This is a genomic window from Streptomyces sp. NPDC086080 (assembly GCF_044540255.1).
GTDB lineage: Bacteria > Actinomycetota > Actinomycetes > Streptomycetales > Streptomycetaceae > Streptomyces.
Genome location: NZ_JBITRU010000029.1, coordinates 114,444 through 125,007 on the forward strand (window position 1 = coordinate 114,444; position 10,564 = coordinate 125,007).

At 72.3% G+C, this 10,564-nt stretch carries 12 protein-coding genes; 7 read left to right on the forward strand and 5 right to left on the reverse strand.

Features of this window, described 5'->3' with window-relative positions; genetic code table 11:
• Positions 1-44: 44 nt before the first annotated feature.
• Together ACIF9R_RS28805 and ACIF9R_RS28810 are read right to left on the reverse strand one after the other, a co-directional pair.
• Positions 45-1,523: a glutamate--cysteine ligase gene (locus tag ACIF9R_RS28805; protein WP_399985298.1), complete on the reverse strand. Its 1,479-nt coding sequence runs from the start codon at positions 1,521-1,523 to the stop codon at positions 45-47.
• Between the two features lie 82 nt (positions 1,524-1,605).
• On the reverse strand, positions 1,606-2,040 hold the full coding sequence (locus ACIF9R_RS28810; RefSeq protein WP_399985299.1) for an SRPBCC domain-containing protein: 435 nt from the start codon (positions 2,038-2,040) through the stop codon (positions 1,606-1,608).
• Positions 2,041-2,184: 144 nt separating this feature from the next.
• On the opposite strand from ACIF9R_RS28810, the gene ACIF9R_RS28815 reads away from it, so the two are divergent.
• Positions 2,185-2,631, forward strand: coding sequence for a DNA-binding protein (locus ACIF9R_RS28815; RefSeq protein WP_399985300.1), 447 nt, complete (start codon positions 2,185-2,187; stop codon positions 2,629-2,631).
• Here the strand turns inward: ACIF9R_RS28815 and ACIF9R_RS28820 are convergent.
• On the reverse strand, positions 2,583-3,317 hold the full coding sequence (locus ACIF9R_RS28820) for a lysophospholipid acyltransferase family protein (protein WP_399985301.1): 735 nt from the start codon (positions 3,315-3,317) through the stop codon (positions 2,583-2,585). The two genes, ACIF9R_RS28815 and ACIF9R_RS28820, sit on opposite strands and share 49 nt — an antisense overlap.
• Before the next feature lie 251 nt (positions 3,318-3,568).
• On the opposite strand from ACIF9R_RS28820, the gene ACIF9R_RS28825 reads away from it, so the two are divergent.
• Positions 3,569-3,982 carry an SRPBCC family protein gene (locus tag ACIF9R_RS28825; protein WP_399985302.1) on the forward strand — a complete coding sequence of 138 codons (414 nt, stop codon included), beginning with the start codon at positions 3,569-3,571 and terminating at the stop codon, positions 3,980-3,982.
• 42 nt (positions 3,983-4,024) lie between these two features.
• Here ACIF9R_RS28825 and ACIF9R_RS28830 read toward each other — a convergent pair whose 3' ends face one another.
• Positions 4,025-4,900: a pentapeptide repeat-containing protein gene (locus ACIF9R_RS28830; RefSeq protein ID WP_399985303.1), complete on the reverse strand. Its 876-nt coding sequence runs from the start codon at positions 4,898-4,900 to the stop codon at positions 4,025-4,027.
• A gap of 378 nt (positions 4,901-5,278) precedes the next feature.
• Positions 5,279-5,842 (reverse strand): ATP-binding protein, encoded by a 564-nt coding sequence (locus tag ACIF9R_RS28835; protein WP_399985304.1) that lies wholly within the window; start codon positions 5,840-5,842, stop codon positions 5,279-5,281.
• 267 nt (positions 5,843-6,109) lie between these two features.
• On the opposite strand from ACIF9R_RS28835, the gene ACIF9R_RS28840 reads away from it, so the two are divergent.
• The 5 genes from ACIF9R_RS28840 (at position 6,110) to ACIF9R_RS28860 (ending at position 10,501) form a co-directional block, all read left to right on the forward strand.
• Complete coding sequence (locus ACIF9R_RS28840; protein WP_399985305.1) at positions 6,110-6,985, forward strand: helix-turn-helix domain-containing protein; 876 nt, start codon at positions 6,110-6,112, stop codon at positions 6,983-6,985.
• Between the two features lie 42 nt (positions 6,986-7,027).
• Positions 7,028-7,843, forward strand: a complete 816-nt coding sequence (locus ACIF9R_RS28845; RefSeq protein WP_399985306.1) for an SAM-dependent methyltransferase — start codon at positions 7,028-7,030, stop codon at positions 7,841-7,843.
• A gap of 200 nt (positions 7,844-8,043) precedes the next feature.
• Entirely contained in the window at positions 8,044-8,739 is a 696-nt protein-coding gene (locus tag ACIF9R_RS28850; protein WP_399985307.1) for a response regulator, read from the forward strand.
• Between the two features lie 335 nt (positions 8,740-9,074).
• A complete protein-coding gene (locus ACIF9R_RS28855; RefSeq protein WP_399985308.1) occupies positions 9,075-9,389 on the forward strand; it encodes a ferrous iron transport protein A in 315 nt (104 codons plus the stop codon).
• On the forward strand, positions 9,386-10,501 hold the full coding sequence (locus ACIF9R_RS28860; RefSeq protein ID WP_399985309.1) for a FeoB small GTPase domain-containing protein: 1,116 nt from the start codon (positions 9,386-9,388) through the stop codon (positions 10,499-10,501). The genes ACIF9R_RS28855 and ACIF9R_RS28860 overlap by 4 nt, the downstream gene beginning before the upstream one ends.
• The last annotated feature ends 63 nt before the right edge of the window (positions 10,502-10,564 follow it).

A 10,564-nucleotide genomic window follows, 5' to 3' on the forward strand; every position in this document is an offset into this window, starting at 1 on the left:
CGGCACGGTGCGGAACCCGGCGCCGGGTTCCGCACCGCGCCGTGTCACTCCACGGGCCAGGTGTGGACCGGCGCGTTGAGATGCATGTAGTCGATGTACAGCAGCGTCATGCGACGCAGTGCCTCATGGCGTCCGCAGTGCGCGGTGGCGTCGATGTGGTGGAACATCTCCTTCTGCCACACCGCTCCGTTGCGGCCCGTCACACACCGCTGCTCGATGATGCCGAGCAGCGGCTCCCGCCAGGCCTCGTCCATTCCGGAGAGCTCCAGACCGCGGTGCGCCAGCGGCAGCAGCCGCCGCAGAACGAGTTCGGCCACCGGCACCTCGCCCATCCCCGGCCAGTAGAGCCGGGCATCGATTCCGTAGCGCGCCGCGGTCCGCAGATTGTCCTCGGCGGCGGAGAAGGACATGCGTGACCACACCGGCCGCTCCTCCTCCACCAGGGCACGGGTGAGACCGTAGTAGAAGGCTCCGTTGGCGAGCGTGTCCGCGACGGTCGGTCCGGCGGGCAGCACCCGGTTCTCCACCCGCACATGCGGTTTGTCGCGGGCGACGGCGTACACCGGGCGGTTCCAGCGGTAGATGGTGCCGTTGTGCAGGGTCAGCTCGCCGAGTTCGGGGATGTCCCCCCGGGTCAGCGTCTCCGCGGGGTCCTGCGCGTCGCACAGGGGGAGCAGGGCGGGGAAGTAGCGCAGGTTCTCCTCGAAGAGGTCGAAGACGCTGGTGATCCACCGCTCCCCGAACCACACCCGGGGCCGCACCCCCTGTGCCTTGATCTCCTGCGGGCGGGTGTCGGTGGCCTGCTCGAACAGCGGGATGCGCGTCTCGTGCCACAGTTCCTTGCCGAACAGGAAGGGGGAGTTGGCCGCGAGCGCGACCTGGACCCCGGCGATCGCCTGGGCCGCGTTCCAGTAGTCGGCGAACTGCTCGGGGGAGACCTGGAGGTGGAACTGCGTGCTGGTGCACGCGGCTTCCGGAGTGATGGTGTCCGCGTAGGTCCGCAGCCGGTCGATGCCGGTCACCTCGATGTGCAGATCCTCCCCGCGTGCCGCGAAGATCTGGTCGTTGAGCAGCCGGTAGCGCGGATTCTCCGACAGCGCGCCCTCGCCGACGTCCTCCTGCCGCAGGGTGGGCAGCACGCCCGTCATGATCAGATGCGCACCGACCGACCTGGCGCGCTGCTCCGCGTGGTTGAGCGCCGCGCGGATCTCGGACTCCCAGGCGTCGGGGCCGCCCGCCGTGAGCCGGCGGGGCGCGATGTTGATCTCCAGGTTGAACCGGCCCAGCTCCGTGTCCCAGGCCGGGTCCGCGATCGCCTCCAGCACGTCGGTGTTGCGCATCGCCGGCTCGGCCCGGTCGTCGACCAGGTTCAGTTCGATCTCCAGGCCCACCTGGGGCCGTTCCGCCTCGAAGCGCGACTCGCGCAGCATCTGCGCGAGCGCGTCGAGGCAGTCCTGCATCTTGATCCGGTAGCGGCGGCGGTCCTCGCGGGTGAAGGTGAGCGCCGGGACGTCGCGTCCCATCGGTCTCCCTCCAGGGTGCTCGTCCTCGGAACTGTCCACCCCAGCGTCGCACCAGCGGGCGGGTCGGACCACGCGAAGGCGTTCAGCCGCTCGAGCCGTCGGCCAGGAAGACGGCCAGGCTGTCGAGGAGCATGGCGCTGCCCTGCTCGGCCATGTCGCGTTCCTCCGCCGTGTCGCACGACTGGCGGACCACGATCCGCGTCCGCGGGCCGTCCTCGTCCAGTTCCACGCTCATCGCCGAGGGAGCGGGCTTGCCCGGGACGTCCATTCCCACCACCAGCAGACGGTGCTCGTCGACGTCGAGGTAGGACCCGGTCATGGGGAACTCCCCGCCGTCCGGGGTGACCACGGTGGCCTTCCAGGCGCCGCCCGGCCGTACGTCCATCTCGACCGAGCCGGGGGCGGCGTACGCCCATCGGGCGTACGCGTCGGGGGCGGTCCACGCCCGCCACACCGTGCCCGCCGGGGCGTCCAGGGTGCGGGTGAGGGTGTAGGAGAAGCCGGTTCCGGTGCTCATGGTGTCGTCCCTTGTCTCGCGTCGCGTGGGCGTCCGTCGCAGGGGTGGACGGGTGCGGACGCCGGAACTCATCGGTCACGCGCGGGTGTATTTCATTGATGATATTTCGTTGACAACAAACTGTTCATCCGTGATGCTCGCTCCATGGCCCGGACTCCTGAACCACCCACCGACCCGTTCACCCCGCCGAGTTCCGCGGCGGCACGCGCGCACCGGGTGCACGCCTCGTTGTTCCGCATCGCCGAACGGCACGCCGCCACGGACGGACAGCGCCGCCGGCAGATCCATCCCGGCGTGATCGCCCCCCACGAGGCGGTGAGGCTGGTGTCCTTCCTCCTCAGCGGTGCGGTGCTGCGCGAGGACGGCGAACCCGAGGTGGACCGCGCGGACATCACCGCCGCGCTGAGCCTCGTGCCGCGCGCCCGCGCGGAGATGGACGAACTCGAGGCAGGTCTGCTGCGGATGGCGCGAGGACGCGGTATGACCTGGCCGGAGATCGCCTTCGGTCTCGGCCTGCGCAGCCCGCAGGCCGCCCGGCAGCGCTACGAGCGGCTGGCCGGGCGCACGGACACCGACCCCGACATGGCGTGACCGCCGGGCGCGCCGGGTGCGGCGGGTGCGGCGGGGCGGGCCGGCTCGCCCAGGGCCCCGGCGGCCTGCCGCCAGGCGGCGCCGACCGCCGCGTGGGCCGCCGCCGTGCCGGCCGATGTCCCGGGCGGCAGGGAGACGTGCCGGCCGATGTGCACGTGGAACCGGGGCCGACGTACCGGTGCGGTGAGAACGCCGGCCAACTGCTTGGCGGCGGACCCGGAGGCGAGCCGCCGGGCGCCCGCCTGCCCCACCGGGACGACCTCGGCGCCGGTGGCGGCGACGAGCCGGGCCAGACCGGTCCGGAAGGGCCGGGGCGCGGCGCAGACCGCGTCCTTGCCCGGGGGCAGGCCCCCTTCCGCGTAGATGAGCACATGGCGCCCCGACCGCACGGCCCGCGCCGCCGCCTCCAGCGCGTCCGCCGCGCGGGCGGTTCTCCGGTGCACCGGTATGTGGCCGCCCCGCTTCAGGGCACGCCCCAGCACCGGCACACGCCACAGCCCCGCCGTCGCCATGACGACCGGTGTCACCCCCACCCCGCGCAGGGCGGCCAGTACGAGGGCCGGATCGGCCATCGAGTCGTGGTTGGCGACGAAGACACTGCCCGCGGCGAAGGGTTCGCCGGTGTCGCGGGTGACGGTGAGCCGCCCGAACAGGGGCAGCAGGACGGAGGCGGCACGGCTGAGCACGGAAGGCCTTTCGGGCAGTCGGAGATCCTGCCCGGCAGCTTGGCGCGCGCCCGGTACCCGGCGCCTGAGTACGCGTACCCGGGTCGACGGCGCAGGGTACTCGGCTTTCGGAAGACCGGGCGGCGCATCATCTCCCGGCACGCCGGGTACCCGCCACGTCCCCGCGTGGATCCGCCGCGTCGCTCCACCGCGGGTAGCCCGCCGCGCTCTCGTCCGCCGCGCGCGACCCCGACCGGAAGGCGGTACCGGCGATGACCGAGTACGAACGCTCACGCACGATGCCCGCACAACCCGAGCATGTCTTCGACCAGGCGGCGAACATCGACCAGATGGAGGACTGGCTGCCCGGGGAACTGCACGTGCACGCCGAGGAACTGCCCGCCGTCACCGTGCACGAGGACCGGACCGACGAGGACACCTCCGCCCTTTTGCGCGCCGAGCGGGAGCAGATGAGGCTCGAATGGGGCACGCGTGACCGGGGCGGCTATACCGGCTGGCTCCAGGTCGCCGGTATCGACAGCGGGGCGAGCGAGGTCACGGTGCACCTGTCGTTCCATGAGGACAGCCACGACCCCGGCGCGAAGCAGGTGGACGACGCCCTCGACTCGAGCCTGCGGCGCCTCGAGGAACAGATACGGCTGCGCTTCGACACCGCGGCCGGCTGACGCCATGCCGTCGGGCGGCGCCGTCCACCATGCGACCGGCCCCTACCAGTGAGCCGGGCGGCTGAGCACGGGCGGCAGTACGGTGGCGGCGTCGCCCCTGGCGGCGTTCAGCTGCGCCTGGGTGAGGAAGAGGGCACCGGTGAGATCGGCACCGCTGAGGTCGGCGTCGCGCAGATCGGCTCCGATCAGATCCGCGTCCCGCAGATCCGCTCCGCTGAGGTCGGCGGCGACGAGCAGGGCACCGCGCAGGCTCGCCCCCCGCAGACCGGCGCCGGACAGCTTCGCGCCGACGAGGTCCGCTCCGCGGTGATTCTTCCTGGGGCCCGGGACGTGGGCCCGGGCCAGCTCGCCGGCCCGCAGCAGCAGGACGTTGACCTCGCCCCGCAGCGCGTTCACGTCCAGCTCGACGATCGATGCGGCACTGCCGCGGGTCAGGCCGTCGATCCGGTCCCGCGCCCGCCGCAGTTCCTGGTGAACGGGGCGGGCGAGTGCCAGGCCGAGGGCCTCGGTGATGTACCGGAGGAGCTCGTGCAGCTGCCGCACGACGGGGAAGACCTCGGTCATGGCGCGCGCCGTCTCCGGCGCCGCGCGCCAGTCGGTGCCGGCGAAGGTGACCTGGGACACCTTCTGCCCGGCGCCGAAGCAGTCGAAGACGGTGCAGCCGGCGTATCCCCGGTCGCGCAGCCGCTCGTGGATGCCGCAGCGGAAGTCCGTGCGGAGGTTCGAGCAGGGCTGCCCGGCGGGCTTGCTGACGGCGAAGTCCGCGGAGCGGGCGAAGGGAAGGGCCATACAGCACAGGCCGAAGCAGGCGGCGCAGTCGGCCTGCAGGTCCGGGTGATCCTGCCGGTCCTGCCGGTCCTGGCGGTCCGGGTGGTCCTGCCGGTCCCCGGGGGAGGGGACCGCGTCCTGTGACGCCACCGTGGGTACTCCAGTCGTGCGGCGAGCACCGCACATCGCGGCGCTCCGGGATCCGCCGCCAGTCTCGCAGATGGCGCCCCGTGCCCGGGAGTTCAGGGATGCCCCGGTGAGGCAGCCGCCCATCGAGGTGACGTACGCGGGCCCGGCCGTCCTCGGTCCGCACCCGTGATCGCCGGGCCGCGGTCGCGTCCGGTACGCACGTCGGCGCCGGTGACGCTCACCACCCCGTCGCCCTCGCGGTGGAGGACACGACCCGGTGTGCCGCCGTGGCGGCCCTGGGGCACCACGGCCGACAGGACCTCGATCGGCGGCCCCGTCGCGGCCGGGGGACCAGGCGGCCGTCATGTCCGCCGAGCCCGTGGAGGACGGGCCGCGGCCTCACTCCGCGCGGGGCGGGGCGGGGGCGGACGGATCAGCCTCCCGGCGCAGTTCGGCCCAGACCGTACGTCCGGGCCCGCCGGGGGAGCCGGTGACCCCCCAGCTGCCGCTGAGCGCGTCGACCAGGAGCAGCCCGCGCCCGTTCTGGGCCTCGGGACCCGGGCGGCGGAGCACGGGCAGCCCGGGGCCGCGGGCCTGGTCCTCGACTTCGACGCGGATCAGGTCCGCCGTCAGGTGCAACCGGCACACGACCCGGTCGCCGGCCGAGTGGGTGAGCGCGTTCGTGACGAGTTCCGACGTCACGACGACAGCGTTGTCGCAGACGTCGTGAGCGACACCCCGCGCGGTGAGCGTCTCACGCACACCGCCACGGGCGGTACGCACGGACGCCGGGACGGCGGGCAGGTCGAACGCGCGGGTCTCACGGACGGTGCGGTGCCCGGAGGCGGGACGGGCGAGGCCGTCCGGCTGGGGGAGTGGAGCCGCTTGCCCGCCTCCGGGCGGTCTCGGTGCGTACTCGTTCCTGGGGTGCTGCAGCGGGCCGGGTAAGGGGAGCCGAGCCATCTGCGGGGGCCTTTCGTCTGCCTTCGCGCGGGGGGTTCCGTCACCTCGTGGCCGGGGTCGACCGGCCGTCTCCGCAGGGTCGTGCGGCGGGCCGTGGGGACGGTGCGAACACTCTGGCACTCGTCAACGACGGCTCGCAACAGGCAAGTTGAAAATTCCATCCGGCTGCGGGCATGCTGCTTGTGGCAACGCCCGATCGAAGGGGCCCCGCAGTGGCCGGCCGCATGAGACGGTGAGTCCGGAACATCCGACGCGAGGGGGTGAGGCGTGACCGCGGAGACCGACTGGGGCGGTGTACCCTCCGTGCTGCGCATGATCCTCGGCAGACAGCTGGAGGAGTTACGCACCCGGGCGGGCCTGTCCTACGAGGAGGCGGGCGCGGCCATCGGGGTCAGCCACTCCACGGTGCGCCGGATGGAGGCCGCCAAGGTCGCCCGGCTCAGACTCGCCGACGCCGAGAAGCTTCTCCAGGTCTACGGAGTGACCGACCGGCAGGAGATCGACACCTTCCTGAAGTCGGTCCGTGAGGCCAACAAGCGGGGCTGGTGGCACACCTACCGTGATGTCATGCCGGACTGGCTCGCCGCTTATCTCAGCCTGGAACAGGCGGCGTTGCAGATACGCGCCTACGAGAGCCAGTTCGTCCACGGGCTGTTGCAGACCGAGGCCTATGCCCGCGCCCTGCTGAGGGCCGACAACCCGCATGCCCCGGCCGACGCGACCGAGCGCCGGATCGCCCTGCGGATGCGGCGGCAGGAACTCCTGGGACGCGAGGAACCCCCGCGGCTGTGGGTGGTGATGGACGAGACGGTGCTCCGCCGGCCGGTCGGCGGAGCGGACGTGATGCGCGCCCAGATCGGTCATCTCATGGAGATCCAGCGTCTGCCCCAGGTGACGCTGCAGATCATGCCGTTCGGCAATGGCCCGCACCCGGCCATGCGGGCCGGCGCCTTCCAGCTCTTCCGCTTCCGGGCACGTGAACTGCCCGATGTGGTCTACCTCAGCGGTCTGGTCGGCGCGGTCTACCTCGACAAGCCGGACGACGTCGTGGTGTACCGGGAGGCCCTCGACCGGGTGGGCGCCCAGGCGACGCCGACGCGCGGCACCCTGACCGTCCTCGACCGGATCCGTAAGGACCTGTGACCCGCCCGATCCCGATCCACGACGTGCGAAGGAGACACCCAGGTGCCCGAGAACGGATGGCCGGCCGACCGGATCGACACCGAGAACGCGCACTCCGCGCGGATCTACGACTACATACTCGGCGGGAAGGACTACTACCCGGCCGACCGGGAGGCCGGCGACGCCATGGTCCGGGAATGGCCCGCGATGCCCGTCCACATGCGCGCCAACCGGGACTGGATGAACCGGGCGGTCCGCCGGCTCGTCGGAGAGGCGGGGATACGCCAGTTCCTGGACATCGGCACCGGCATCCCCACCTCTCCGAACCTCCACGAGATCGCCCAGTCGGTCGCCCCCGAATCCCGCGTGGTCTACGTCGACAACGATCCCATCGTGCTCACCCTCTCCCAGGGGCTGCTGGCCAGCACGCCCGAGGGCAGGACGTCCTACATCGAGGCGGACTTCCGTGACCCGGCGAGCATCCTGGGCGCCCCGGAGTTGCGGGAGACCCTCGACCTGGACCGGCCGGTGGCGCTGACGGTCATCGCGATCGTCCACTTCGTCCTCGACGAGGACGACGCCGTGGGCATCGTCCGGCGACTGCTGGAGCCGTTGCCGCCGGGCAGCTACCTGGCGATGACGATCGGCACGGCGGAGTTCGCCCCGGAGGAGGTGGGGCGGGTCGCCCGCGAGTACGCGGCGCGCGGCATGCCGATGCGGCTGCGCACCATCGGTGAGGCCCACGAGTTCTTCGAGGGACTGGAACTGCTCGAGCCGGGCATCGTCCAGGTGCACAAGTGGCACCCGGACGGCACCGGGGAAGAGGGGATCCGCGACGAGGACATCGCGATGTACGGAGCGATCGCCCGCAAACCGTAGGGGACCACGGACGTCACGACCCGGCGGAGGACCGCCGGGCTCAGGGGCTTTTTGGGCTTCGACGACACGTGCGGTGATAATCGGTTCCCACAGGGGCTCGTGGCGACGGAACCGCGCAAGCAGGGCCGGCCCTGGCCATCAGGCCCTGGACAAGCCAGTATCGACCCGGAACACTGCACGCGGACAACGAGGAGCATACGATGGCGGACGGCGAGCAGCCCGGCCCCGACAACCCGATCCGGGTCTTCCTGCTGGACGACCACGAGGTGGTCCGGCGCGGGGTGCACGACCTGCTGAACGACGAGCCGGACATCACCGTGGTCGGTGAGGCCGCCACCGTCGAGCAGGCGCTCGTACGTGTCCCCGCCCTGCGCCCCCAGGTCGCCGTTCTCGATGTCCGGCTGCCCGACGGCGACGGCGTCAGTGTCTGCCGCGAGCTGCGCTCACAGATGCCCGACCTGGCCTGTCTGATGCTGACCTCGTTCGACGACGAGGAGGCCCTGCTGGACTCGATCATGGCCGGCGCCTCGGGTTATGTGCTCAAGCAGATCCGCGGCTCCGACCTGGTGACGGCCGTCCGTACGGTGGCCCGGGGCCAGTCGCTGCTCGACCCGAGCGCCACCACCAAGCTGATGGCCCGGCTGCGCGGCGGACAGCAGAAGGAAGAGGAGCAGCCGGACGCGCTGCCGGGGCTGACCGACCGCGAGCGGGAGATCCTCGCGCTGATCGGCGAGGGACTGACCAACCGGCAGATCGGCCAGCGGCTGTACCTGGCCGAGAAGACCGTGAAGAACCACATCTCCAGGCTGCTGGCGAAGCTCGGCGTGGAGCGCCGTATCCAGGCCGCCGTGATCGCCACCGAGGCTCGGGACCGCCTGCGCCAGGAAGGTCGCTGACCCCGGCGGAGGCCGCCCCGGACCTGGTCACCGCTCGCGGCGCGGGTCCAACGCAGCGTGGCCAAAAGGCAGTTCGGCTCCAGCGGTGCTCCCCGACGCCGGACGGGGCGGCGCGCCACGCCCGCACCGGTGAGGGCCACGGACTCCGTCATGAGCTGCCGACCGGGCGTTGTCCGGTGCTCGGGCCGCCGTGGGGAGCGGTGCTCCGCTCGGTCGTCGTCCGGCCTCGCGCGTCGCTGTAGGGCCGGGCGGGCCCCGTCGGGAGGGCCGAGTGGCCCCGCACCGGGGCCACTCGCCGTCGTCCGTCGCAAGATAGGCGAGCCTAACCTCATGCTGTGAACGGTCTGAATGATCCTTCGTCCGACTCGACCACAGCGGCCGGCCCGGCGCCCACCGTCGTCGGCGCACCACCGCGCACCCTGGCGGAGCTGGCCCCCGGAAGCCGCGCCACGGTGACGCGGATCGCCGCCGGGGACGCGCCCGCCGTGGGCCGTCGCCTGCACGATCTGGGATTCGGCCCCGGCACGGTGGTCGAGGTGGTCCGGCGGGCACCTCTGCGCGACCCCGTCGTGTACCGGGTCAAGGACTACGAGGTGTGCCTGCGCCGCGCCCAGGCACAGTGCGTGCACGTCGCCGAGGGGGAGCGGTGAGCACCGGCTGCCACGACAGCGGCAGCGTCGGGGCACCCGGGGTCACGGCGTCCCGGATCGCCCTGGTCGGCGCTCCCAACTCGGGGAAGACCAGCGTCTTCAACGCCCTCACGGGCCTGCGCGCCAAGACCGGGAACTATCCGGGCGTGACGGTGTCCCGGTTCGCCGGGACCGTGCACACCGGCCGGCACCGGCACACGGTCGAGGACCTGCCGGGCACCTACAGCCTGGAACCGGTCAGCCCCGACGAACGGATCACCGTCGACATGCTGGACGGCCGGCTCCCCGGCGCCGACCGCCCGGACGCGCTGCTGATCACGGCGGACGCCACCACGCTGCGGCGGTCCCTGGGTTTCGTCGCCCAGGTCCTGAACCGCGGGCTGCCGGCCTGCGTCGTGGTCACCTTCACGGACGAACTGGCCCGCCGCCAGGGCCGCCTGGACACCGGCGCACTGGCCCGGGCGCTCGGCGTACCGGTGCTGCCCGTGGTCGGACACCGTGGACAGGGCGTCGCGGACCTGCGCGAGCGACTCGCCGACTGGCGGTCCTGGCCCCTTCCGGCCGTGGCACCGCCCACCGACCTGGGCGAGCGCGACGCCTGGGTGGAGTCGGTCCTCGACCACGCCGGCTACCGGCCCCCGTCCCGTCACCGGGCCACGCAGCGGGTGGACGCGGTGCTGCTGCACCCGCTGTGGGGCACGGCGGTGTTCATCGCGGTGATGGTGCTGTTCTTCCAGACTGTCTTCACCCTGGCCGCACCCCTGCAGGGCGCCGTGGAGGAGGTGTTCGCACGGCTGTCTGGCCTGGTGGACGACCATGTCGGCAACCGGTGGCTGTCCGGCCTGCTCGGGGACGCGCTCATCGGCGGGGTGGGCGGGGTGCTGGTGTTCGTCCCGCAGATCGTGCTGCTGTTCCTGCTCCTGGCCCTGCTGGAGGGGGTGGGATACATGGCGCGTGCGGCGTTCCTCATGGACCGTGTGATGGCCCGCGCCGGACTGGAGGGCCGGGCCTTCGTGGCCCTGCTGTCGGCGTTCGCCTGTGCCGTCCCCGGCATCATGGCCACCAGGACGCTGCCCTCGGCCCAACGTCGCTTCCTAAGCGGCTTTTTGTAGCTCGGTGTTGATCTCCTTCTCGGGGTCGAGGCGGTGGATGTGGATGTCGTGGGTGACGCGGCT

Coding starts and splice junctions, on each gene's coding strand:
- ACIF9R_RS28815 (WP_399985300.1), top strand. CDS start 2,185: ATGGCCCGGACTCCTGAACCACCCACCGACCCGTTCACCCCGCCGAGT.
- ACIF9R_RS28810 (WP_399985299.1), bottom strand. CDS start 2,040: ATGAGCACCGGAACCGGCTTCTCCTACACCCTCACCCGCACCCTGGAC.
- ACIF9R_RS28825 (WP_399985302.1), top strand. CDS start 3,569: ATGACCGAGTACGAACGCTCACGCACGATGCCCGCACAACCCGAGCAT.
- ACIF9R_RS28850 (WP_399985307.1), top strand. CDS start 8,044: ATGGCGGACGGCGAGCAGCCCGGCCCCGACAACCCGATCCGGGTCTTC.
- ACIF9R_RS28835 (WP_399985304.1), bottom strand. CDS start 5,842: ATGGCTCGGCTCCCCTTACCCGGCCCGCTGCAGCACCCCAGGAACGAG.
- ACIF9R_RS28805 (WP_399985298.1), bottom strand. CDS start 1,523: ATGGGACGCGACGTCCCGGCGCTCACCTTCACCCGCGAGGACCGCCGC.